The 23,704-nt window shown below is 66.7% G+C and carries 23 protein-coding genes and 1 pseudogene; 6 read left to right on the top strand and 18 right to left on the bottom strand.

Translation table 11 applies throughout. From position 1 onward, the window contains the following. The 3 genes from AC5E6L_RS04035 to AC5E6L_RS04025 form a co-directional block, all read right to left on the bottom strand. A partial coding sequence (locus AC5E6L_RS04035; RefSeq protein ID WP_491771442.1) for a TRAP transporter large permease occupies window positions 1-1,034 on the bottom strand: 1,034 nt, incomplete at its 3' end. After that, a complete protein-coding gene (locus AC5E6L_RS04030) occupies window positions 1,031-1,615 on the bottom strand; it encodes a TRAP transporter small permease subunit (RefSeq protein ID WP_491228844.1) in 585 nt (194 codons plus the stop codon). The genes AC5E6L_RS04035 and AC5E6L_RS04030, both read right to left, overlap by 4 nt. 73 nt (window positions 1,616-1,688) lie before the next feature. Then, complete coding sequence (locus AC5E6L_RS04025; protein ID WP_491228845.1) at window positions 1,689-2,840, bottom strand: TRAP transporter substrate-binding protein; 1,152 nt, start codon at window positions 2,838-2,840, stop codon at window positions 1,689-1,691. A gap of 467 nt (window positions 2,841-3,307) precedes the next feature. On the opposite strand from AC5E6L_RS04025, the pseudogene AC5E6L_RS04020 reads away from it, so the two are divergent. After that, window positions 3,308-3,717 (top strand): annotated as a pseudogene (locus AC5E6L_RS04020) (integrase core domain-containing protein); the annotation flags it as partial. Window positions 3,718-3,738: 21 nt separating this feature from the next. On the opposite strand, the gene xylB reads toward AC5E6L_RS04020, so the two are convergent. The 6 genes from xylB to AC5E6L_RS03990 all read right to left on the bottom strand — a co-directional run bounded on the left by xylB (window position 3,739) and on the right by AC5E6L_RS03990 (window position 9,770). After that, window positions 3,739-5,202: a xylulokinase gene (gene xylB / locus AC5E6L_RS04015; protein ID WP_491771439.1), complete on the bottom strand. Its 1,464-nt coding sequence runs from the start codon at window positions 5,200-5,202 to the stop codon at window positions 3,739-3,741. Beyond that, window positions 5,199-5,960 (bottom strand): creatininase family protein, encoded by a 762-nt coding sequence (locus AC5E6L_RS04010; protein WP_491771437.1) that lies wholly within the window; start codon window positions 5,958-5,960, stop codon window positions 5,199-5,201. Before AC5E6L_RS04010 ends, xylB begins: the two co-directional genes overlap by 4 nt. Next, window positions 5,957-6,691, bottom strand: coding sequence for an SDR family NAD(P)-dependent oxidoreductase (locus tag AC5E6L_RS04005; protein ID WP_491228925.1), 735 nt, complete (start codon window positions 6,689-6,691; stop codon window positions 5,957-5,959). The genes AC5E6L_RS04010 and AC5E6L_RS04005 overlap by 4 nt, the downstream gene beginning before the upstream one ends. Then, complete coding sequence (locus AC5E6L_RS04000; protein WP_491771434.1) at window positions 6,688-7,518, bottom strand: carbohydrate ABC transporter permease; 831 nt, start codon at window positions 7,516-7,518, stop codon at window positions 6,688-6,690. Before AC5E6L_RS04000 ends, AC5E6L_RS04005 begins: the two co-directional genes overlap by 4 nt. Next, window positions 7,515-8,378 carry a carbohydrate ABC transporter permease gene (locus tag AC5E6L_RS03995; RefSeq protein WP_491771432.1) on the bottom strand — a complete coding sequence of 288 codons (864 nt, stop codon included), beginning with the start codon at window positions 8,376-8,378 and terminating at the stop codon, window positions 7,515-7,517. The genes AC5E6L_RS04000 and AC5E6L_RS03995 overlap by 4 nt, the downstream gene beginning before the upstream one ends. A 63-nt stretch (window positions 8,379-8,441) precedes the next feature. Continuing rightward, window positions 8,442-9,770, bottom strand: a complete 1,329-nt coding sequence (locus tag AC5E6L_RS03990; protein WP_491771430.1) for an extracellular solute-binding protein — start codon at window positions 9,768-9,770, stop codon at window positions 8,442-8,444. 193 nt (window positions 9,771-9,963) lie between these two features. Between AC5E6L_RS03990 and AC5E6L_RS03985 the strand changes: the two genes are divergently transcribed. Genes AC5E6L_RS03985 through AC5E6L_RS03970 form a run of 4 tightly spaced genes read left to right on the top strand, consistent with a single transcriptional unit; the run spans window position 9,964 to window position 13,251 of the window. Then, window positions 9,964-10,977, top strand: a complete 1,014-nt coding sequence (locus AC5E6L_RS03985; protein ID WP_491771428.1) for a sugar-binding transcriptional regulator — start codon at window positions 9,964-9,966, stop codon at window positions 10,975-10,977. Between the two features lie 49 nt (window positions 10,978-11,026). Further along, complete coding sequence (locus AC5E6L_RS03980) at window positions 11,027-11,746, top strand: creatininase family protein (RefSeq protein WP_491228930.1); 720 nt, start codon at window positions 11,027-11,029, stop codon at window positions 11,744-11,746. A 13-nt stretch (window positions 11,747-11,759) separates the two neighbouring features. Then, a complete protein-coding gene (locus AC5E6L_RS03975) occupies window positions 11,760-12,122 on the top strand; it encodes a RidA family protein (RefSeq protein WP_491228931.1) in 363 nt (120 codons plus the stop codon). Window positions 12,123-12,153: 31 nt separating this feature from the next. Further along, window positions 12,154-13,251, top strand: coding sequence for an ABC transporter ATP-binding protein (locus AC5E6L_RS03970; RefSeq protein ID WP_491771425.1), 1,098 nt, complete (start codon window positions 12,154-12,156; stop codon window positions 13,249-13,251). A 66-nt stretch (window positions 13,252-13,317) separates the two neighbouring features. Here AC5E6L_RS03970 and nagA read toward each other — a convergent pair whose 3' ends face one another. The 9 genes from nagA to AC5E6L_RS03925 all read right to left on the bottom strand — a co-directional run bounded on the left by nagA (window position 13,318) and on the right by AC5E6L_RS03925 (window position 22,492). Continuing rightward, window positions 13,318-14,481: an N-acetylglucosamine-6-phosphate deacetylase gene (gene nagA / locus AC5E6L_RS03965; protein ID WP_491771423.1), complete on the bottom strand. Its 1,164-nt coding sequence runs from the start codon at window positions 14,479-14,481 to the stop codon at window positions 13,318-13,320. After that, on the bottom strand, window positions 14,474-15,256 hold the full coding sequence (gene nagB, locus AC5E6L_RS03960; protein ID WP_491228934.1) for a glucosamine-6-phosphate deaminase: 783 nt from the start codon (window positions 15,254-15,256) through the stop codon (window positions 14,474-14,476). Before nagB ends, nagA begins: the two co-directional genes overlap by 8 nt. A 1-nt stretch (window position 15,257) precedes the next feature. Continuing rightward, window positions 15,258-16,349: an ABC transporter ATP-binding protein gene (locus tag AC5E6L_RS03955; protein ID WP_491771421.1), complete on the bottom strand. Its 1,092-nt coding sequence runs from the start codon at window positions 16,347-16,349 to the stop codon at window positions 15,258-15,260. Window positions 16,350-16,370: 21 nt separating this feature from the next. Further along, window positions 16,371-17,198 (bottom strand): carbohydrate ABC transporter permease, encoded by an 828-nt coding sequence (locus tag AC5E6L_RS03950; protein ID WP_491771419.1) that lies wholly within the window; start codon window positions 17,196-17,198, stop codon window positions 16,371-16,373. Further along, entirely contained in the window at window positions 17,195-18,070 is an 876-nt protein-coding gene (locus AC5E6L_RS03945) for a carbohydrate ABC transporter permease (RefSeq protein WP_491230841.1), read from the bottom strand. The genes AC5E6L_RS03950 and AC5E6L_RS03945 overlap by 4 nt, the downstream gene beginning before the upstream one ends. A 14-nt stretch (window positions 18,071-18,084) precedes the next feature. Continuing rightward, entirely contained in the window at window positions 18,085-19,365 is a 1,281-nt protein-coding gene (locus AC5E6L_RS03940; protein ID WP_491230840.1) for an ABC transporter substrate-binding protein, read from the bottom strand. A 35-nt stretch (window positions 19,366-19,400) separates the two neighbouring features. Further along, window positions 19,401-20,129, bottom strand: a complete 729-nt coding sequence (locus tag AC5E6L_RS03935) for an SIS domain-containing protein (protein ID WP_491771416.1) — start codon at window positions 20,127-20,129, stop codon at window positions 19,401-19,403. After that, on the bottom strand, window positions 20,126-20,866 hold the full coding sequence (locus AC5E6L_RS03930; RefSeq protein ID WP_491771414.1) for a GntR family transcriptional regulator: 741 nt from the start codon (window positions 20,864-20,866) through the stop codon (window positions 20,126-20,128). The genes AC5E6L_RS03935 and AC5E6L_RS03930 overlap by 4 nt, the downstream gene beginning before the upstream one ends. Before the next feature lie 135 nt (window positions 20,867-21,001). Further along, window positions 21,002-22,492: an FGGY family carbohydrate kinase gene (locus AC5E6L_RS03925; protein ID WP_491771412.1), complete on the bottom strand. Its 1,491-nt coding sequence runs from the start codon at window positions 22,490-22,492 to the stop codon at window positions 21,002-21,004. 279 nt (window positions 22,493-22,771) lie between these two features. On the opposite strand from AC5E6L_RS03925, the gene AC5E6L_RS03920 reads away from it, so the two are divergent. Further along, a complete protein-coding gene (locus AC5E6L_RS03920; protein ID WP_491229544.1) occupies window positions 22,772-23,668 on the top strand; it encodes a hydroxymethylglutaryl-CoA lyase in 897 nt (298 codons plus the stop codon). Window positions 23,669-23,704 lie beyond the last annotated feature (36 nt).

The following is a 23,704-nucleotide window of genomic DNA, read 5'->3' as shown; positions in this document are numbered from 1 at the left end:
GAAATCAGGTGTTCACCGCCCAGATAGGAGAACACCGCTGCGAAAATGTACGAGCCGACGAACAGCCAGCACACCATCGCGGTGGTGCGGACCGTCAGATAGACGCTCTGGCGAAGCCGTTCCCAGGTCATCGCGCCATAGACCGCCGCCAGCAACAGCGAACCCAGAGCGCCGATCGAGGCCGCCTCGGTCGGCGTGGCCAGGCCGAGCAGGATCGACCCGAGCACCGCCAGGATCAGGAACGCCAGCGGCAGGAACGATGTCAGGATCATGAACACCAACCGTGCGAACGGAACGTCAGGAACCTCGTCGTCGTTGGGCTTGGGCGCCGCCGATGGCTGCAAGAGCGACCGGCCGACGACATAGACCAGGTAAAGCCCGACCAACACAAGGCCGGGAAGCAGCGCGCCGGCATAAAGCCGCACGATCGACACGTTGGAGGCGGCCGCATAGACGATCAGCATGATCGAGGGCGGAATGAGGATGCCGAGCGTGCCGCCCGCGCAGATGATGCCGCTGGCAAATGAGGGATCATAGCGCGCCTTGAGCATCGCCGGCAGCGCCAAAAGACCCATCAGCGTGACCACCGCGCCGACAATGCCGGTTGCGGTGGCGAACAGCGCACATGTGATCAGCGCGGCCACGCCCATCGAGCCGGGAATGTTCTTCGAAGCGATGTTGAGCGTCGTGAACAGGCGATCGACGATGTTGGCCCGCTCCACGACATAGCCCATGAAGAGGAACAGCGGCACCGCGGTCAAAATCTCGTTCGACATGACCGAAAAGGTCTGGTTGACGAACAGGTCGAACACCCGGTTGTTGAGGAACCCCTCGAACCAGGCCGCCCATTGGTCGAACGCACCGGCATCCTCGCCCAGCCGGTCATAGTCCCGCCACATGCGGCGCGCGTCGAAATAGGCGAAATATCCGAAGCCGATCCCCATCGCCATCAGCGTGAAGGCGATCGGAAACCCCATGAAGACGAAAGCGATGAACAGCCCCAGCATCATCAGGGCGACTTGCGGATCCGTCATGGGTTGTGTCCCTTCTCGGCTGAGTTGGCTTCGCGGATAAGCAGATCCTCGGTCTCGAAGACGTCTTCTTCAGCCTCCAGCCATTGATTGGTCCCGATGGCAAGGATGCAGCGCATCACCTGCGCGATTCCCTGAATGAAGAGCAGGATGCCGGCGGCGCAAATGATGGTCTTGAACTGGTAGATCGGTACACCGGCCGGGCTGTTGACCGAGACCTCGCCGAAGCGCCAGGAGCGCTCGGCATATTGCCAGCCGGCGAAAACCAACGCCGAAACGCCGGGAAAGAAAAAAAGGATGTAAAGCAGCAGGTCGACCTTGGCCTGCGTGCGCGGCTGCCAAAGCCGGTAAAGGAAGTCACCGCGCACATGACCGCCACGCGACAGCGTGTAGGCGCCCCCCATCATGAACAGCGTGCCATACATGATGAATGACACATCCAGCGCCCACGCTGTGGGGTTGTTCAGGACATAGCGGACGAACACCTCATAACCGGTGCCGACAGCCATCATGATGATCAGCCAGGCAAACGCCTTGCCGAACCACGCCGACAGGCTGTCGGCGAACCGAATGAACCCGATCACGCACATTCCCCCTCAAACAACCGGTTATCCCGGCGGCAATGCCGCCGCCGGGGTCAGAAGCGGTGCCTGCCGATCAAAGCTTGAGGCGGCCGGGGAAGTAGTGTTCGTAGGCCAATGCGTAATCGGGGGCGTTCATCAGCTCATAGAACGTGACCTGCTCGACCCAGGCACGCTGGCTGTCGAGGCATTTCTTGGCGAACGGATCTTCCTCAAGGCCGGGAATGAGCTCGTCCCATGCGGCGATCTGCGCCGACAGGATTTCCGACGAGGTACGGTGCACGGTCACGCCGGCCTCGTCCTGCAACCAGCGCAGATCGGCCGAGTAACGCCGCATGGCCTTGGCCGTGTTGGCCGTCGAGGCAGCCTCGACCCCATGTTTGAGGATCGCCTGTAGGTCGGGATCGAGGTCTTCCAGCGAGAATGTGTTGAACAGGAACTCAAAGCTCTCCGACGCCTGGTGATAGGACGACAAATAGTAGTTCTTGGCCACGTCATGGGCGCCGAAATCGCGGTCCGACGAGGGATTGTTGAACTCGAACGCATCGATGACCCCGCGCTCCATGGCCGGCACGATCTCGCCGCCGGGCAACTGGGCCACCGACATGCCCATCGACTGCAGCAGATCGGCTGCCAGGCCAACCGTGCGGTATCTGAACCCTTGCAGATCATCGACCGTGTTGACTTCGCCCTTGAACCAGCCGAACGGTTGCGCCGGCATCGGAAAGCCCAGATAGGAGACGACATCAAGGCCCATGATGTCCTGCATCAGTTCGCGAAGCAGCTCGTCGCCGCCGCCCTCGTAGAACCAGCTGAGCATGGTCGCCGCAGAACCGCCGAACACCGGGCCGGTACCGAACAGCGAGGCGGCCTTGTTCTTGCCGTACCAGTAGACCGGCACCGAATGGGCCGCGTCCAGAACGCCGTCATTGACCGCGTCGAGAACCTGGAAGGCGCCGACCACGGCACCGGCAGGCAGAACGTCGACCTTCAGCCGGCCGCCTGACATCGCCTCAACCCGGTCGGCATAGTCCTGGGCAAATTCCTGCCAGATGTTGGTCGCGCCCCAGGACGTCTGCATTCTGAGCACGACCGGCGCCTGCGCCAACACCGCCGGAGCGGCGAGCGCGCTTCCGGCAGCCGCACCGCCAACCAGTGCGGACTTCCTCAGGAAAGATCGTCTGCTCACATCATTTCCGGTGTCAGCATTGCCGTTTTTTTCAGTCATCGTTTTCCTCCCATTGAAAACAAAGCGCGCAACGATTCCCGATCCGTGACGCATGGCCACAGTTGCCGCCGGGGACAATAACTAAACGTTTTTGTTGCGCGATCAAGGCAACCAGACACACCGAGCCTTGGAAGGTCTCTGCCGACTTGGGGGCCGGCTTGAAATCCATCCGATTCGCGCCAAGCGTTGCGTGAGCTGCATGGCCGATGCGGGGTACGTGCAGGTTTCAGCGATGGCAATGGCACCCACGACACTCCTTGTCAGCCTCCCTGTCAAACCCTTCGTGTCATGAGACGCGATGGTGCGATATTTTCCATGGGATGGAAGGACGCGCCATGGGCCAGATTCACCATGGCAGCGCCACTGAGCCTGCCCTCGGGCGGGCAAAGCCCGACCCGGGGGACCGGAGGCGGTGCGTCGAGCGGTACAACATAGTCAAGAGAGCCTGAGAGTTCTGGCGGATCGCCACGGTCGAGTGCGTTATGACGAACAATGGCAGCCGCTACAAATCCTGCGCGTTCCAGCACGCCTGCCGCGAACTGGGCCTGAAACATATCCGCACCAAACCGTACACGCCCCGCACCAGTGGCAAGGCCCCTCTCGGCGGCGCTTCGCAATTGCCCGCCGGGCAATGGAACGCTTCATCCAGACCGCCTTCAGGGAATGCGCCTATGCCCGTGCCTACCGGACCTCCGACCAGCGCGCCGCCGATCTGCCCATCTGGACCCACATGTACAATTGGTACCAACCCCACGGCAGCCTGAACGCAAAACCACCCATCAGTCGCCTCAGCCTAAACAAGGACAACCTGTTGAGGCAGCACACCTGGAGCATTTCTCGTGATCTCCGTTTCACGCGCAATGCTCCAACTCTTTGATTTTGAGCATGCTTCAGGACATCATCTGGCGATGAGGTCGGCGCACGCGGCCCGATAGCGCCGATAGGCATCGTCGAGCGTGGTGACGCGGTCCGCCTCGGGCTCGAACAGGCGGCCGATGGCGACCATCGCTTGCGCGATCTCGCCGACCGGCGCGCCGGTCACCGCCGCCTGACCGAGGATCGCGGCGCCCGCCGCCGATGTGTCGCGCTCGACGATCAGTTGCACGGGTCGATTGAGCGTGTCCGCGATGATCTGGCACCACAGCGGCGACTGGGCCCCGCCTTCCGCCAATCGGATGTCCCGGCCTTCCGCGCCCGCCGCCTCGATTGCCTCGACGCATTGCCGCGCGTTGAACGCCACGCCCTCCATCACCGCGCGGACCATATGGCCCGTGCGATGCGCCGATGACAGCCCAAGAAAGGCGCCCCGCGCGTCAGGCCGGTTATAGGGTGTCGCCGCGCCTTCCAGAAAGGGAAGGAAGGTCGCGCCGTCCGATCCGGCGGGAACGCCCGCGGCGAGCCGTTCGAGCGTTTTAAAGTCGGGCGGCGCGTCATGGGCCAGGACGGAGCGGAACCAGGACAGGCTCAGCCCGCCGCTCATGATCAGGCCGAGCCACAATTGCCGGCCGAACACGCCGTGCGGGATTTGCCAGAGGCCCGCATCCGGCATCGGGCGCGGCGCCGTCGCCTCGGCCACCACATGGCCGGCCGTGCCCAGCGTGATCGCGATGCGCCCGGTTTCAACGATGCCGCAGCCGACGGCCAGCGCCGCCACGTCCCCGGCACCGGTCGCCACCGGCGTTCCCGCTGCGAGCCCCGTCGCTTCGGCCGCCTTGGCCGTCAGCCGGCCGGCGATCTCGGCGGACGGGCGGATCGGCGGCATGAGAGCCGGATCGATGCCGGCCAGCGCGCACAGGCGCGCCGACCATTGCCCGCCGCCGGTCTCCGTCATCGCCGTCGAATGGGCGTCGGACGGGTCGGTCGCCAACTCGCCGGTCAGCCGCAGGAGAATATAGTCCTTGACCAGCGCGATGCGTTTCGTGTGTTCCAGCAGGTCCGGGCGACGGGCGCGCAGCCAGGCGAGCTTGGGCAGCACGCAGATCGCCGACAGCGCATTGCCGGTCAGGGCGGCAAAGTCGGCCTTTTCGGCCATGGACCTTGCCTCCGCCTCGGCACGGATGTCGAGCCAGATGATCGCGTCGGCGAGCGGTTCGTCGCGTTCATCGAGCAGGACAAAGCCGTCCAACTGGCCAGACAGGCCGACCGAGCCGATCTCGACGCCCGCCTGCGCAACCGCCTTGCGTGTCGCCTCGCAGGCCGCGCGCCACCAGTCGGCGGGCGATTGTTCGGCCCAGCCGGGCCGCGGCGCATGGGTCGGATAGGCGCGATTCACGCTTGCGAGCGAAACGCCGCGGTCATCGACGACCAGGACCTTGACCGCGGACGTGCCCAGATCGATGCCGAGGCGGCCGGGCCCGCTCATGCGCCGGCTCCTTCGTCGTAAAGGCCCTTGCGCGCCAGATAAGCCAGCCACCGCTCGGCGGATTTCCGGCCGCCCATGTCCAGCCAGCGCCGGCCCTTTTCGGCCGTCGCCGGCCTTGGATCGCCGAACACGCCCGAGCGCATGATCATGCCCATCGACAGCTCCGACTGTCCGTAATCGTCCGGCACCGGCGGATAATCGGCGGCCGCGCGCTCCATGCGCACCAGGTCCGGCGCGATCGCCAGCATCAGCGCGGTCTCGATCTCTTCTGCGTGGATATCGTTGTGCCAGGGCTTGGAATCGCATGCGTCCAGCATCTCGCCAAGGCCGGCATAGAGGCTGTTGAGCACCGCGATGTCGTATCTTTCATGGATCATCTCGCGAATGGCATGCTTGACCGGCTGCGGGTTGGAGCCGTGCCCCGAAAGCACGAACACCGCCTTGACGCCCCAGCCATGAAGGCTCTCGGCAATGTCGCGGATCATCGCCATATAGGTCTCGAAGCGGAATGTGAGCGTGCCCGGCCTGCCGCGCCACACCCAGGCGTAGCCGACATTCAGCACCGGCAGCACCATGCCGACGCTGCGTCTTGCGGTCTCGATCGCCATGGCCTCGGCGATGCGGTTGTCGGTGTCGAGCGGCAGATGGGGGCCGTGCTGCTCGAACGAGCCGACCGGCAGGATGGCAAAGGGGTAGTCGCGCGCGAAGGCGGCGATCTCGTCCATGGTCGCGTTGCGCGCGTCGATCCACCGGGTCATGCCCGATCCTCCCAGCTTGCCCGATAGGCGGGCTCGTCGTCCCAGCGCTGCTGATCGAGCGACCGGCCGGTGCCCCCGCCCGCCGGCAGGGTCGCGAGGAACCGCGCCGTCTCGTTGAGGAGCGTTGCCGGCGCGAGCTTGGCGCGTTCCGCTTCGGGCCAGTGCGCGAAGAACCCCGTGTCGATCATCGCGGACGGAAACAGCGTGTTGACGTTGATGCCGATGGGGGCGAGTTCGATCGCCAGCACGCGCGCCAGCATCTCGGTGGCCGCTTTCGACGTGCAATAGGGCGCATCGCCCGCCTGCGCGTCGGCCAGCCGGGCGAGCGAGGACGTCACGAAGACGATGTTGCCGCCGCCCGTCCGCCGCATGTGCCGGGCGGCCGACCGCGCCGTCAGGAATGCGCCGTCGACATTGACGCGCAGCACCTGGCGCCAGACGTCATAGGGCATGTCGATCGTATGGTGATGGTCGAGATCGGTGACGGCGGCGTTGGCGATGACCGCGCCGATGGGCGCGGTCTTGGCGGCGCGCGCAAAGGCCGTTTCCATCTGCGCCTCGTCGGTGATGTCGGCGACAAGGGGCACGATAGAGGCGTGTTGCCGCGGTGATGTCGCGGCCACATCGATGGCGGTCACCTGCCAGCCAAGCGCGGCGAAATGGGCAGCGAGCGCCGCGCCGATGCCGCCGGCGGCACCTGTGATGGCGATATGCCCCGGCATATCGGTCATTTCACCGCCCCGCTCGCCAGCCCCTCGACGATATGGCGCTGGGCGAAGCCGACGAAGATCAGGGCGGGCACCATGGAGCAGATGGAAATCGCCGCGATCAGCGGCCAGTCGAAGCTCATCGTGCCGGCCAGTCCCGCCACGACCACGGGCACGGTCTGCGCATCGCGCGAGGTCAGGAAGAAGGCCAGAAGGAACTCGTTCCACGAAAAGATGAAGACGATGACGGCGACCGAGGCGATCATGGGCCGGGCGATCGGCACGATCACCATGACAAGCGTCTGCCACGGCTTTGCGCCGTCGAGCATCGCCGCCTCGTCGAGATCGACGGGCATGGCGCGGAAATAGGTCATCAGCAGCCACACCGACAGCGGCAGGGTCAGCGTCAGGTGCGCCAGCGCCACCGCCAGACGCGTGTCGAGCAGGCCGAGTTGCTGAAACAGCACATAGAGCGGCAGGATGATCGCGAACAGCGGCGCAAGCCGGATCGACAGCACCCAGAAGCTGAGATTTTCCTGGATGGCGCCGCGCATGCGCGCCAGCGCATAGGCGGCCGGCACGCCGATCAAGAGCGACAGGATCACATTGGTGATGGCGATCGAAAACGAATTGACGAAGGCATCGACGAGGCCGCTGGCGAAGATCGTCTCATAGGCGCGAAAGCTTGGCGTGAAGACGAGCGAAGGCGGCACGTCGAGCGCGGCCGCGCGCGTCTTCAGCGAGGCGAGCGCCAGCCAGATAAGCGGGAAGAGGACGAAAACCATCACCGATCCCAGGAAAGCCCAGCGGATCGCGGTCAGCAGCCGGCCATGACGCATCGGCGCACTCATTGCCTCGCCTCCACGCTGCCGCGCACGAACCGGCGGAACATGAGCATCGCGCCGGTCAGGCAGATGATCAGCATGATCACGCCGAGCGCCGCCGCCTGCCCGAAATCAAGCTCCTGGAAGGCGGTGCGCCAGCCGAAGAGCGACAGGATCTGCGTGGCCCGGCCCGGCCCGCCGCGGGTCATCACATAGATCAGTTCGAACGTGTTGATCGCATCGACGAGGCGAAACAGGATCGCCACGAACAGGGCGCCTTTCAGAAGCGGCAGCGTGACGAAGAAGAACTCGTGCAGCGGGTTGGCGCCGTCCATGCGCGCGGCTTCGTAGTAATCGCGCGGGATCGATTGCAGCGCGGCCAGGAAGATCAGGAACATGAAGGGCGTGCGGCTCCAAACATCGGCGATCACGACAGAGACGAGCGCTGCGCCCGGCTCGGCCAGCGGGTTGAGGTCGAGCCCGGCCATCGGCAGCAGGTAGGCGCCAAGAAAACCGATCTCGCCATTGAGCAGGAACCGCCAGGTGAAGCCGGCGACGACCGGCGGAATGACCAGCGGCATCACCACGATGGCGCGCATCCAGCCCGCCGAGGCGCGCGCGAACGTCAGTGCCAGCCCCATGCCGAGCCCGAGCATCAGCACGGTCGACAGCACCAGATAGGCGCCGGTGACGCGCAGCGCCTGCCAGAAGTCGGCGCCGCTCAAAAGCCGGGTGAAATTGTCGATACCTGTGAAATATCGCTCCGGATCGGTCACCAGCCAGTGCTGCGTGCTCATCCAGAACAGATAGACGGTGGGGAAAAGGACGACCGTCGCAAGCGCCATCACCATCGGCGCGATGAACCAGAAACGCCAATCGACCCTCATGTGACACTCGCCCGGTACGCAGATGGGCGCCGACGGATATGGCCGGCGCCGGCTTTTGCCGCTTTATTCGTAATAGCCCGCGCGCTCCATGCGCTCTTCGGCCCAGGCCTGTAGCTCCTCAAGCGCCTGATCGACCGACTTCGATCCCGATATCGCCTCCGAGGCGGCGGTGCCGATGCGCTCCATGAAGGCGTTGAGCTCGGGAATATAGGGGAAATATTGCGGGTTGGCCTGCGCGTAGCTGGCTTCGATCTGATCGAGCATCTGTGCGGGCCATTTGCCGGCGAGCGTTTCGCCGCGCGTGATCGACGGGAAGGTCGAGTACGGCCAGCCGATGGTCTCGGCGAAGCCCTGCATGGCCTGCTCGCCGGTCAGGAAGGCGAGCGTCCTGAAGGCTTCTTGCTTGTTTTCGGAGAACGCGCTGACGCCGACCGAGAACGTCCAGAAACTTTGGACCTGTTCGCCGGACGGGCCGACCGGTGACGGGGCAAAGGCGGTATGATTGGCGACGTTCTCGTCCTCTGTCCCGCCGAGCGCGGCGAAGCCGTTGATCGCCGACGGCATCAGAACGACCGCTTGGCCGGCGCCGTAGAGGTTCATCATGTCGACCCATGTGTGGGTGGCGATGCCGGGTGGGCCGAACTCCTGCGACCAGCGCACGAAGGTCTCGAAACCGTCGCGGAAATCGCCGGTGAAGATCGGCCTGGCGTCTTCGGCGTCGATGGCGTCGCGGGTGGTCGCGCCACCCTCGAACCAGGCCGGATAGCCCGCATAGGCGTATACGAAGCCGGCCAGATCGAGGCTCGGCTCCTCGCCCGGCGCGCCGCGCATGGTCAGCGGATGGACGTCGGTTATGCCGTCCGCCTCAAGGCCCGCCCTGATCGTCGTCAGCGCCTCTTCGAGGCCGGCCGTGGTGGTGGGGAATTCGGTGATGCCGTACCGCTCGAAGATATCCCTGCGGTAGATCACGCCCGCGCCGAACGAATAATAGGGCAGCGCCCAGAGCTGGCCGTTGACGCGGTTGGCGTCCAGAAACTGCGGATAGACGCCTTCGGGATCGAAATATTCGGGCACCGTGTGAAGCAGATCGTCCAGCGGCTCCAGATAGCCCGCATAGGAGAAGGTCTGCACCGCCCCGTCGGACCCCAGCATTACAAGGTCATAGGTGCCGGTCTGGTTGACCAGGTCGAGCAGAACCTTCTGCCGCGCGGTCTCCTCGTCGGCGAACTCGATGTTGATCGTGATGTCGTTGGCCTGTTCGAACGCGCGCAGCTTGTCGGTCTTTTCGGTCCCCGATGGGCCGAACATGTCCGCCCAGGCAAAGCCCGGCGCGAAGGCCACGATGTTGATCTCGGTCTTGGCATGGGCGGCCGCGGGCAGCGCAAGCGCCATGGCCGCGGCCGTCAAAAATCTGGCTGTCGTTTTCAAGGTTGCCTCCCGTTCCCTCGATCGTTTCGGATCGTTTGCGTGGATCGCTGTCGCAATCGGGGCGCGCCGGTGCGCGCGCCAAACGCGATTGACTTTCGGCTAGCACGTTTGTAATTCGCCATCAACAAAATTTGCAAACGCCATCGAGAGACCGGCCATGTCATTCGTTTCCGCTGCCGATGATGCGCAGGCCCACACGTCTGTCGCCGATCGGGAGCAGGCGCTCATGCTGCGCGCTGCATGGCTCTACTTCATCGAGGAGCGGACGCAGTCCACGATCGCCGATGCGCTCGGCCTGTCGCGCTTCCGGGTCAACCGGATGCTTGCAGGCGCGCGCGACAGCGGCCTTGTGCGCGTCGAGGTGACGACGCCCATGGCCTCGTGCGTCGCGCTGGAGCGCCGCGCGATCGAAGCGTTCGGCCTGCGCGACGCGGTGGTCGTGCCGAGCCCGCTTGAGTCCGAGGGCACCCACGCCATGATCGGCGCGGGTCTTGCCCGCTACATGTCGGCGCAAATCGCCGATCCGGAACTGAACCTCTTCGGCCTGGGTTGGGGCCAGACCATGCGGGCGATGCTGCGCTACATCCGGCCCGTGCCCCGGCCCGAATGCCGCATCGTCGCGCTCCTTGGCGCGCTGCCCCGCTCATCGGAAGAAAACGCCATCGACATCATCGGCAAGATCGGACGGTTGCTCGACGCCGAGCGATATTACATGACCGCGCCCATCTACACCGACACGCCCGAGGCGCGCTATGTGCTCACCGGCCAGCAGTTCTACGCCTCGGTGCTCGATTTGATCCTGAAAACGGACGTCGCCTGCTTTGCGGCCGGCGACATGAGCGATGCCTCGCTGCTGATCCGGCACGCGCTGCCCAAGGGCGTCACCGCCCGTGATCTGGTCGCCGCCGGCGCCGTCGGCGATTTCCTGGGCACATTCATCGACATAGACGGCGCCGCGATCGATCACCCGGTCAACCGGCAACTGGTCGGCCCCGGGCTTGCTGACCTGGCCGCCATGAAGGCGCTGGTAATGGCGTCCGGCGGGCCGGGCAAGGTGGATGTGGTCACCGGCGCCCTGCGTACCGGTCTCGTGCACGTGCTGGTGACCGACGAGGCAACGATGGAAGCCGTGCTCGCCAGATCGGGCGGCGCTGCGGTCGGCGCGGCGTAAATCGCACATATGTCATTTCAATCGCACATAGGTGCAGAAGGGGTTGGCGATGGTCGAGTGGAAGCGGCTGACCAATCACGAGGTGGACGCGCTGGACCGCCGGCTTCCGGTGCTGGTGCCGATCGGCCTGATCGAGGCCCATGGCCCGCACCTGTCCCTGAGCGTGGACATCGACACGGCGGAGTTCTTCTCGCGTGCCGTCGCCGAGCGGACGGGGGCCATCCTGGCTCCCGGGCTGCCCTATGGCTTTGCCGACGAGATGCGTGACTATCCGGGCACGATCGGGCTGACCATCGCGACATTTACGACGGTAATCGCCGAACTGGGCGCCATGTTCTGCCATCACGGCTTTGAACGGCTGGTCTTCATCAGCGGCCACGGCGCCAACAAGGCGCCCTGCGAGGCCGCGTTCTGGACCATCTGGAAGACCTATCCCGATGCCAGGCTGGCCTGCTGGAACTGGTGGACCGAGGCCGGCATCGCCGGCATCCACCACGCCGACAAGGGAGAAACGGAGATCGCCGCGGTCACCGGCGCGGCCTACCATCCCGAGCGCGCCGTCGATTTCAGGATCGACAAGCCCTGGTACAAGCTTCGCTCGCGCCATGCGATCCACCCCCTTTCCGGCGGCATCAATGGCGAGCCGACCAAGGCCGACCTGGATCTGGGCCGCGCGAACCGGGACAGGACCATCGACGTCCTGTCGGCCAAGCTCGCCGACATCATGCGCGGCGAAGGGCTGACCCCACTGAACAGGACCGCCGAATAGGAGCATACCGACCATGTCGACCGAACTGACGCGATACCAGACCGGCAGGCGCATGAGCCAGATCGTGGAGGTGCCGGCCGGCGCGGCCACCCTCCATTTCGCCGGCCAGATTTCATCGGACCGCTCGCTCGATCTGGAAGGGCAGACCCGTGACATACTGGACAGGCTCGATGCGCTGCTGGCGGAGGCGGGATCGGATCGCGGCAGGATCGTCTCGGCCATGATCTGGCTGTCTGACATCCGCAACCGCCATGCCGTCAACGCGCTCTGGGACGCATGGGTGCCCGAGGGCGCCGCGCCCGCCCGCGCCTGTGTCGAAGCGCGCCTGGCCGAGCCGACCGACCTGGTCGAAATCCAGATCGTCGCCGTCAGATGATCTTCGTTCCCGACCGCAAGGCGCCCGCGCGATGGTAGCCGTCACCCTCAAGGGCATCCACAAGAGCTTCGGCGCCCATGCGGTGCTCAAGGACATATCGCTGGAGATCCCGGACCGGGAATTCGTCGCCTTTGTCGGCCCGTCCGGCTGCGGCAAGTCGACCTTGCTGCGCGTGATCGCCGGGCTGGAGGCGGTCAATGCGGGCGATCTGCATTTCGACGCCAAGCGCATGAACGACGTGCCCGCGCCCGATCGCGGGGCGGCGATGGTGTTCCAGTCCTACGCGCTCTATCCGCACATGACCGTATGGGAGAACATGTCCTTCAGCCTGCGTCTGAAGGGGGTTTCGCGCGCCGAGCGCAGGAGGCGGGCGGCCGAGGTCGCCAATCTCCTGCAACTGGACCGGTTGCTCGACCGCAAGCCGGGCCAATTGTCCGGCGGTCAGCGCCAGCGCGTTGCGATCGGCCGGGCCTTGATGCGCCGGCCGGACGTGTTCCTGTTCGACGAGCCGCTGTCGAACCTTGACGCCGCCCTGCGCACGGAGATGCGCGTCGAACTCGCCCGGCTTCACCAGACGATCGGCAACACCATGGTCTATGTGACGCACGATCAGGTCGAAGCCATGACGATGGCCGACCGGATCGTGGTGCTCGACGGGGGGCGGATCATGCAGGTCGGCGCGCCGATGGAGCTTTACACACGTCCCGCCTCCCGGTTCGTGGCCGAGTTCATCGGCGCGCCGCGGATCAACGTTTTCGATGCGCAAGTGGTCGCCAGCGACCAGGGCCGAACGCGGGTCGCGCTTGGCGGGGTCGCATCCGTCGAACTGCCCGCGCACGCGGTCGCAAAGGGCGCCGCCGTCACTCTGGGCGTGCGCCCCGAAGACGTTGCTGTGTGCGGCGCTGGGGACGGCCCCCATGCCGGCGTCATGGATGCAACCGTCGATGTCGTCGAGCATCTGGGCGCCGAAGCGCTGGTCTATGCCCGTGTCGACGGCCTTGCCGACGCCTTGCGCTTCAAGGCCGAAGGCACCACGCCGCTGGCCATCGGCGACACGGTCCGCCTGACCTTCAAAGGGCCGGCCTGCCACCTGTTCGATGACCGCGGTGACCGTCTGGATCCGGCCTGATCGCGCCGGTGTCCCTGGCGGGCTGGACCGACGACATCATCGAGTGCCGTGCACGGGGGCCCGCGATCAGCCCTTGCCCCCAAGCGCCCTGCCGTCGACGATCACCCCTGTGGCATGAAGATCCCCGTCCAGCAGGGTCAGGCTCGCCCGATAGCCCGAGGCGATGCGACCCAGTTCACCGTCGAGGCCGAGGGCGCGGGCGACGTTTCCGCTGGCCATCTTCAGCGCGGTCGCCGGCGACACGTCCATCAGCGTCACCGCATTGCGCACCGCCTGGCTCATGGACAGGTGCGCGCCGGCGAGCGTGCCGTCCGGCCCGCGCAGACGGCCCTTGGCGAGCGTGATCGGCGTGCCGTAGAGATCGAAGCTGATCACCGTGCCGGCCAGCGTCTTCATCGCGTCGGTGACGAGACACAGCCGGTCCTGCATCAGCCGGGCGGCCATCTTCAGGTTCTGCGGATGCACGTGAAAGCCGTCGGCGATGATGCCCGCCGCAAGCTCCGGGCGCATCAGCGCCGCGCCGACCAAGCCCGGCTCCCGGCCGGCGATCTGCGACTGGGCGTTGAAAAGGTGGGTGACACCGCAAACGCCCGCATCGATCGCCGCGTCCATCTGCCCGGCCGTGGCGGCCGAATGGCCCGCGAAGACGCGCACGCCCCGGCCGGCCAGGCGGGCGATCAGCGCATGGTCCTGTCGTTCGGGCGCAAGCGTCAGCAGCACGGTGCCGCGCGCTTCGGCGATGGCGTCGACATCGGCCCCGGTCATGGCGCGGATGAAATCGGGCGGATGGATGCCCGGCTTTTCGGGCGAAAGGAACGGACCTTCCAGATGGACGCCCAGAACGCCCGGAACGCCCTCGTCGAGCGCTTGATCGGCGGCGGCGACGGCCCGCCCGTAATCGGTGCCGGGCGCGGTGATGAAGGTGGGCAGGATATGCGCCGTGCCGCCGCGGCGCGCGCCCGCGGCCATGCGCGCGACCGTCCGCGCGGTCGGCTCCTCGTTGAACTGGGCGTCGGCGGCGCCGTTGATCTGCATGTCGATGAAGCCCGGCGCTGCGATCTCGGCGGCGATCGCGCCGGACGGCGGCGCCTCGCCCGGCGCAAGCGGGCGCACATGGGCGATGCGACCGTTCTTAATGGACACCAGCCGGTCGGCCAGCGGCGCCTCGGACATGCCGTCATAGAGCATGCGGACAAACAGGGTGCCGACGGGACGGCCGATCTCAGACAAGGCCGGCCTCCCCGCCGTCGGGATGGATCTCCTGATAATAGTCGATCAGGCGCAGCGCGTCCGCCGCCGCGCGGTCGACGATCACTGTGGCCCTTGGGTGGAGTTGCAGCGCGCTGGCCGGGCAGTCGGCGCCCAGCGGCCCCTCGATCATGCGCGCGACCGCCTCCGCCTTGGCCTGGCCGGTGGCGACCAGCACGCAGCGACGTGCTTCCAGTATGTTGGCGATGCCCATCGTGATCGCATGGCGCGGAACGGTTTCGGTGTCGCCGAAAAAGCGTGCGTTGGCCGCGCGGGTGCCGCTGGTCAGCGTCTTGATGCGTGTGCGCGCGCCCAGGCTCGACGTCGGCTCGTTGAAGCCGATATGGCCGTTACGGCCGATCCCCAGAAGCTGGATGTCGATGCCGCCGGCGGACGCGATCGCTTCGTCGTAGCGCGCCGCCTCGGCCGCCGGATCGGCCGCATCGCCGCGCGGCAGATGGCAGCGCGCCGGGTCCATGTCGACCTGGTCGAACAGAAGTTGACGCATCGTCTGGTGATAGGATTGCGGATGGTCCGGCGACAGGCCGACATATTCGTCCAGATTGAAGCTGGTCGCGTTGGCAAATGAGAGTGCGCCGGCGCGGTGGCGGGCGATCAGGTCGGCATAGACGGGCTGCATGGTCGAACCCGTCGCAAGGCCCAGCACGGGCAGGGCCTCGGCGGCAAGCGTGTCGGCGACGAGGCCGGCGGCCCTGCTTGCGGCGCGCTCGACCGTAGGCATGACGAGCACCTTCATGTCACAGTCTGCCTCCCTTGTCGCCGAACAGGTAGCAGGTGTTTTCGCAGATGCGAAAGCCGATCGCATCGCCCGGCGCCGGATGCGTGCCGCGCGGCAATTCGGCGACGACGGCATCGTCGCGGCTGGCCGCGTTGTAAAGGAAGACGCTGCTGCCCAGATTCTCGACGAGTTCGCAAGCGAGCGTCAGGTCGGCGGGCCCGTCGCCGCCCGTGGCGACGAAATCCTCGGGCCGGACGCCGAAGGTGCCCGTCTGGGGCAGGGCGGCGCTCGGGTCACGCAGCCGCACGCGATAGCGCTTAAGGCCGAGCGCGGGCACCTCGACCAGCGCTCGGTCCGCATCGTCACGCCCCGAGATCCTGCAAGGCAGGAGATTCATCTTCGGCGAGCCGATGAAACCGGCAACGAACGTGTTGTCGGGATCGGCGTAAAGCGCGCCGGGGGACCCGATCTGCTCGATGCGCCCCTCGCGCAGGACCACGATGCGCGTGGCAAGGGTCATCGCTTCGACCTGATCGTGCGTCACATAAAGGATGGTGGCGTTCAGCGTGCGATGCAGCTTGGCGATCTCCAGACGCATCTGGACCCGCAATTCGGCATCGAGGTTCGAGAGCGGTTCGTCGAACAGGAACAATTTCGGCTCGCGCACGATCGTTCGGCCGATCGCGACGCGCTGGCGCTGACCTCCGGACAGTTGCCTGGGCTTGCGGTCGAGATAGTCCTCAAGCCGCAGGGTGCGCGCGGCCTCCAACACTCGCTCCTCGCGCTCCGATCTGGCGATGCCGGCCATTTCCAGTCCGAACGCCATGTTCTGGCGCACCGTCATGTGCGGATAGAGCGCATAGGTCTGGAAGACCATGGCGACGCCGCGTTCGGATGGCTCCTTGCGGGTGACATCGACGCCGCCGATGGCGATCGAGCCGCCGGATGCTTCCTCAAGGCCCGCCACCATGCGCAGAAGCGTCGATTTTCCGCAGCCCGAGGGGCCGACGATGACGACGAACTCGCCGCTTTGGACGGTCAGGTCGAGCGGTTTGATCACGCGCACCGCGCCGAACGACTTTTCGACCTGGCGCAGCTCAGTGACGGCCATTTGGGTCCTCCGAACGAGACATTACTTGACCGCGCCCTCGGTCAGGCCGGTGACGAACCAGCGCCCGATCAGCGCGAACACGATGACGACGGGCACGACGGCAAGGCTCGCGCCCGCCAGCAGCAGGCCCCAGTCGACCTGATACTGGCCGATGATGCCCGAAAAGCCGACCGGAATGGTGCGCCTTGCGTCCGACAGGATCATCACCGAGGCGAAGACATATTCGGTCCAGGAGGTGACGAAGGCGAAGATGGCCACGGCCGCGATGCCGGGCGCCGTCAGCGGGATCATGATGCGCCAAAGCACGGTCAGGGGCGGGCCGCCGTCGAGCCGCGCCGCCTCCTCGATCTCCCTTGGGATCGAGCCGAAGAAGGAGCGGAGCATCCAGATCGCGAAGGGCAGGGCGAAGGCCACGTTGACGACGACCAGCGAAAGGCGCGTGTCGACCAGGCCCATCCGCGCGAACATGGTGAAAAGCGGGATCAGAACCACGATCGAGGGGAACGCATAGGCAAGCAGGATGGCGCGGTAGAGCGCCTCGCGGCCCCGGAACCGCAGCCGGAAGAAGGCATAGCCGGCCGGGATCGCCAGCATCAGCGTGATCAGGGCGGAAAGCGACGACACGATCAGCGAATTGACCAGATAGGTGCCGTAATCGGACGATGAGAGCAGCCTGTCATAGTGCTGCCACGTAAAGGATCGCGGGATCATCGTCGGCACGCGCGCGATGATCTCCTGGGGCAGCTTGAACGAGCCGGACACGACCCACCAGAAGGGCAGGCCGACCAGCGCGACGAAGAAGGCAAGGCCGGCGGCAAGAATAAGGGTCCAGGTGCGCGATCGCCTCATCGTTCGTCTCCGGCGCGGGCGAGCGAGCGCGTGGCCAGCACCGCAAAGGCCATCAGCAGCAGCGTCGAAAGCACGGCGATGGTCGCGGCCTCGCTCATGCGGTAGCTGCGGAAGGCGGTCTCATAGATCAGGACGGGCAGGGTGCGCGTGCCGCCGGCGGGGCCGCCCTGCGTCATCAGCCAGACGATATCGAAGACGTTGAACGACAGAAGCGTTCCGATGATCAGGAGCACGGTGAGCGTGGGCGCGAGCAGCGGCCAGGTGATCCGCGTGAAACGGCGTACGGGGCCGGCGCCGTCGATGCGTGCCGCTTCGTAAAGATCCGAGGGGATACGCGTCAGCCCGGCCAGCATCATCAGCGCTATGAACGGGAACCAGCGCCAGGAATTGATGAAGACGAGCGTTGCGAACGCCGTTTCGGGTGTCGAAAAGAAGCCGACCGGCCGGTCGACCAGGCCGGTCTGGACCAGGATCGGATTGATCATGCCGCCGGACGTCGAAAACAGCCAGCGCCAGATCATGACCACGACCACGGTCGGCACGATCCAGGTCAGGATGATCCAGGTGCGCGCGATGCGCACGCCGGGGAACTTCTGGTGCAGGATCAGCGCGGCGGCCAGCGCCAGCGCGGTCTGCACCGCCGCATTGGCGAGCACCCAGACCAGGCTCAGCCCGGCCGAATCCCAGAACGCGCCGCTGGTCAGGATGAAGCGGTAGTTCTCGAAGCCGACCCATTGCCCGCTCGTGCCGACGCCGCGGACGTTCTGAAGGCTCAGAAGGAAGGCGGAAAAGAGCGGCCATACGAGGATGGCCGCCAGAAAAAGCAGCGCCGGGGCGACGAACGCGAGCGCGAGGATCGGGTTGCGTGCCACGGCGCCGTGCCCCGTCAGCGCGACAGGTCTTGCATGCGGGCCTGGCCCGCGGCGACGGCCTCGGCCGCATCCATGTCGTTGATGACGATCATTTGCAGCGTTTCGGCAAGCACATTCTGCGCCGAGATCGCCGCGATCGCCGGGAAGACGCGGCCCGAGGTGAAGCCGAACAGCTTGCCGTTGCGTCCGTTGGCGATGACCGTCTCGATCTGCGCGCGATATTCCTGGACGATCGGATCGTTCCAGAAACTGTCGGCATCGGCGCCCGAGGCGGTCAGCGGCATGAAAAGGCCGGGCTCCATGTTCAGGAAGCGGCCATAGTTTTCCGGCTGGAGCAGGAAGCGTATGAAACGCTTGGAGGCGTCCCGCCGGGCCTGGTCCTCGGACAGCACCATCACCGCGTTTGCATAGGCGATCGTCGCATTGTCGTCCGAGCCGTCCCTGGTCGGAATGGCCGCCACGCCAAGGTCCGAGGCATCGCCCTCGGCCTGGGTCTCGTAGGTCGAGATGACGGTGAACTGCATGATCATGGCGCAGCTTCCCGACGCAAAGCACGCTTCGGCCTCGCCCCAGGTCCATGAGGGCGCATCGGGCGGCGAGAACTCCATCATCGAGTCGTAGAACGCATACGCGGCGACCGTCTCGGGATTGTCGAAGCGCAGCGTACCGTCCTCGTTGTAGATCTCCGATGCGCCGCCATTGACCATCACGGCGTAGACGGCCTGGTCCGTGTAGAGTTGCCGGTTGGCCGGCAGGCCCATGCCGAAGCGGCTATCGGTGGTTAGCGCCCGGGCGGCCGCGCGCCACTCGTCCCAGCTTGCGGGAACGGCGATGCCGGCCTCCTCGAACGCGCTCTTCCGGTACCAAAGGTTGAGCGTCATGTTGTAGAGCGGCACGGCCCACACGCCGCCGTCATAGCTGTAGGCTTCGACCGCGCTGTCGATGAAGTCGTGCTCGGCATCGAGTTCGGCGACGAAATCTGTGACCGACGACAGGGCGCCGATATCCTTGAGGATCGGCGTGAAGTCGGGAATGGCGAACAGCATGTCCGGCCCCATGCCCGCGGCCAGTGCCGCCGGCGCCTTGGCGTAGATCTCGCCCCAGTTCTGCGGCTCCTGGCTGACCGCGATGTCCGGATTGGCGGCGTTGAACTCGTCGATCAGCATCTGAATGCGCTCGACGCGGTGCGGCGGCTGCTCCATGTGCCACAGCGTGATCTCGACGGGCGCGGCGAGGGCCGGCACGGCGAGCGCGAGCATCGTGCCTGCAAGCAGGCCCTTGACGGGGGTTTTCATGTTTTCCTTCTCCCTGTTTGACGAAGCTTGACGTCCTACAGGTGCCGGTTGCGCCCCTTGTAGCGCTCGACCAGCGCCCTGTTGGTCTCCTTTGCGCCGGGCATGTTGGCGCTCAGGTAGATGGGTGGCCGGCCTTCCTGGGCGAGCCGGTGGGCGGCCTGGGCAAAAATGGCGTTGATGATGGCGGTGCCGACCGTGGTGGAGGCGGGTCCTGTTCTCAGCTCGGTACCGGGCAGCGCGACGACCGCATCGCCGGGCGGAACGCCGTTGTCGATGACGATGTCGGCCAGATCGGCGAGCCTCTCGCCGCCGTTGGCGGTCTTGGTCGAATAGGCGAGCGAGGTGATGGCGACGACCGCGCAGCCGACCTTGCGGCCGAAACGGGCGGCCTCAAGCGGGGCGGCGTTGACGCCGGAGTTGGAGACGACGAACAAAACGTCGTTGCGCGTTATGCCGTAGCGCTCCAGGATCGGCCCGCTGACGCCCTCGGCGCGCTCCATTTTCGTGGAGGCGACGGCGCCCTCGTGCAGCATGATGGTCGAGGCCAGGATCGGCACGGCAAGCGCCAGGCCGCCGGCGCGGTAGTGAACCTCCTCGGCGAGCATGTGCGAATGTCCGGTGCCGAAGACATAGACCAGATGATCGCCTCGGGCGGCGTCGACGACGGCCTCGGAGGCCGCGGCGATGGGCCCGGCGGCGTGCACCTTCAGCGCCGCCAGCCGGTTGCAAAGCTCGTCCAGATAGGCGTTGGCGACAGGGCTCACCGCGACCCCTCCGGTGCGACGGTCATCTCGACCCGCATCATGAACGCATCTCCCCTATAGGTGGATCGGACGAATTCGAACGGCTTTCCGCCGCTGTCGCGCGTCAGGCGCGTCTGCCGCAGCACGGGCGCGCCGGGCTCGATGGCGAGCGTGAGCGCCGTCGACGGATCGGCGAGCGCGGCTTCGATGGTCTGCTCGGCGCGCGCGGGCGTGATCGCGAAGTGCCGCCGAAGGTTGTCGTAGAGCGATGCGTTGGCGAAGTCCGCCTTCGACAGAAGGTCCGGCGCGCGGCCGGCGTCGATCTGGGTGCGCTCAAAGGCGACCGGGGTCCCGTCGGCCAGGCGCACGCGGGTGAGTCTGTATACCTTGGCGCCGGGTGCGAGCGCCAATGCCCGCGCCGCCTCCATGGTGGCCGCGCACCGTTCGGCCTCAACGACGATGCTCGATGTCACGCGGCCCTGCCGCTCCATCTCCTCGCTGAAGCCCGTAAGGGCGGTGAGCTCCTGCCGAATCAGGGGCTTGCCGACGAAAGTGCCGTGGCCGACGCGCGTCTCCAGCATGCCCCGGCCGGCCAGTTGCTGTAGCGCCTTGCGCGCGGTCATCCGGCTGATGCCCATCCGCTCCGCCATCGCCCTTTCGGAGGGAAGCTGGTCGCCCGTCTTCAGGCGGCCGGCCAGAATGTCGGCTTCGAGCGCCGAGGCGATCTGGCGATAGCGGGGCTGGGTGGCGGCGGACATGCCGGTTGCGTTCTCCTTGGCTCGGCATCGGACTATACCAATTTCAAAATGGTATATACCAATAGGCGCGCAAGGCAAGCGCAATCTCCCATGTACCCCTGTCGGGAACGGGCGGGGCGGGATCGGCGGGCGGCGTCAGCCGAGCAGGCGGTTCCGGCAGGCGATGAAGCGGGCGCGCGGTTCCGCCCAGACGTGCGCGGCGTCGGGGCGGGGGTCTTGGCGCACGCCCGCGCCGCCCATGGCCTTGGAGGCGTCGGCGACGCTTTGGTGGCGGCCGAGCGCGGTGGCCGCGAGCAGCGCTGCGCCCCGTGCGCCGAATTCGGAGCCGTGGGGCACGAGGATGGTGCGTCCCGTCACGTCCGCGATGATCGCGCGCCACAGCGCGCTGCGGCTGCCGCCGCCGGTCAGCCTCACCGGCTCGCCATCGGACAGGTCCAGCAGGTCGATGAGGTCGGCCAGCGCGAAGGCGACGCCCTCATAGACCGCGCGGATCAGGTCGGACCGGCCGTGGCCGGCGTGAAGGCCGCAGAACTGGGCGCGCGCGTGCGGGTCGGCGACGGGCGCGATGATCCCGCTTTCGCTCAGATAGGGCAGGAAGGTCACGCCATTGGCGCCGGGCGGCACGCGTTCGGCCATTGCCGTCACCCTGGCGAAGGGGTCGGCTTCGTCCGCCAGATCCGGCGCGACCAGCTTCAGCGTCCAGTCGAGATTGAGCGTGCCCGCCACATTGACCATGGCGCGGTACCAGTGGCGCTCGGGCAGCGAGAACAAAAGGCCCAGATCCGGCGGCGTGAAGACGGGCTCGCTGCGGCACACGCCGACCATGCATGTGGTGCCGAGTATGGCGGTGGCCGCGCCCGCCTTCAGGCCGCCCGCCCCGACGACGTTGGCGATCACGTCGCCGGCGCCGGCCACGACCGGAATGCCGGCGCGCAGCCCGGTGCGGGTCGCCGCCTCCTCGGTCAGGTGGCCGGCGACGTCCTGCGAGGCCATGGCCTCCGGCAGAAGCCGCGCGAGATCGGCGATGCCGAACATCGCCGCCAGTTCGGCGCTGCGCCCTTGCGTGCGTGCGTCGCCGGGCAGGACGGCCGCCTCGGACCGGTCGGCGGCGATCTCGCCGGTCAGCGCATGGCGCAAGAAGTCCTTGTAGGTCAGCACATGGGCGGCGCGGGCGAGGGTGTCGGGTTCATTGTGCCGGAACCAGGCCAGAAGCGGCAGGGTGCACCCCTGCTGAAGCACGGAACCGGAAATGGCGAAAATGTCCGACATCAGCGTCGGACGGTCGGCGACCATCGCATCGAGCAGCGGTTGCGACCGGCTGTCCTCCCAATTGATGCCGGGACGGATGGCGCGCCCGGCGCCGTCGACGAACCAGGCGCCGACCATGGCGCCCGAGACGCCGATGCCGGCGACGGCGCCGGGCCTGCCCGAGGCCGCGGCCGCCTCGGCGACCACGGCGAACAGGGCCGCCAGGCATGCGCCGGGATCGGCCTCCACTCGGCCCGGCTGCGGCCGGTCCAGCGGCGTGCGGCGGCTTGCGATCGCGACCTGCCGGCCGTCGGCCTCGAACACGGCGGCCTTGAGGACCGACGATCCCGCATCGATGCCCACAAACAGATCTGCCATGGAACCTCCTGGCGATGCGCTGCACAAACGGGCAGCTCCATAACCCCGACACGCACCGCTTGGGAAGGCGCGGGCATTCGATGGAGCCTCGTACCGGCCCGATCGTGTCCGTCGCGCATGCGTCAGGGCCTCTTTCGCCCTTCATGGCCACCGATACGCACGGCCATCGAGGCGCGAAGGGATTTCGCGTCCGGACGATCGATTGACAGGCGATCGATTGACAGGAGCGCGCGCTGCGGCGCATGCAGGCAAGAAGTGCCGGGCACCGGGGAGGCCGCTATGCAGACCGTGGAAATCGTGGACGTGTCGCCCCGCGACGGGCTTCAGAACGAACAGGTGCTTTTGTCGACCGCCGACAAGCTGACCCTGATCGCAAAGGCCGTCGATGCCGGCGTTCGGCGCCTTGAGGTGACCAGTTTCGTCAGTCCCGCCCGCGTGCCGCAGATGGCCGACGCCGAGGCGGTGATGGCCGGGCTGCCGGCGCGGGAGGGCCTGGTCCGCGTGGGGCTCGCGCTCAACGAACGGGGCTATGAGCGGGCCGTTGCGGCGGGCGTCGACGAGATCAACTTCGCGGTCATGGCGTCCGACACGTTCAATCGCCGCAACCAGGGGGCGGACGCGCTTGAGACGGTGCGCCGGCTCCGGGCCGTTGCCGAAGGGACGATGGCGCCCGTGCCGCTCGGTGTGACGGTGGGCACGGCGTTCGGCTGCCCGTTCGAGGGCGAGGTGCCGCTCTGCCGCCTGCTTGCGATCGTCGATGCGGTTGCGGCGGCTGCGCCGCGCGAGATCGCGCTGGCCGACACGATCGGCGTTGCGACGCCGCGCGATGTGGTCGCGCGGGTCGGCGCGGTCCGGGCGCGCTGGCCTGACATACCGGTCCGCTGCCATTTCCATGACACGCGCAATACGGGCATCGCCAATGCCTGGGCGGCGATCGAGGCGGGCGCGGCGACGCTGGATGCGAGCCTTGGCGGGGTTGGCGGATGCCCCTTCGCGCCGGCGGCGACGGGCAACATCGCCACCGAGGATCTGGTCTACATGCTCGACCGGGCGGGCATTGCGACGGGCCTCGATCTGGCCGCCTGCATCGATGCCGCGCGCTGGCTCGAAGGCCGCCTCGGCAGGACCCTTCCGGGACAGGTGATGAAGGCCGGCGGCTTTCCCGCGGTGCATTGAACGGGCCGATTGGGCCCACCCGACGCAAGGGCCATG

This window comes from Roseitalea sp. (assembly GCF_984466335.1).
This window is presented reverse-complemented; position numbering and strand designations above follow the sequence as displayed.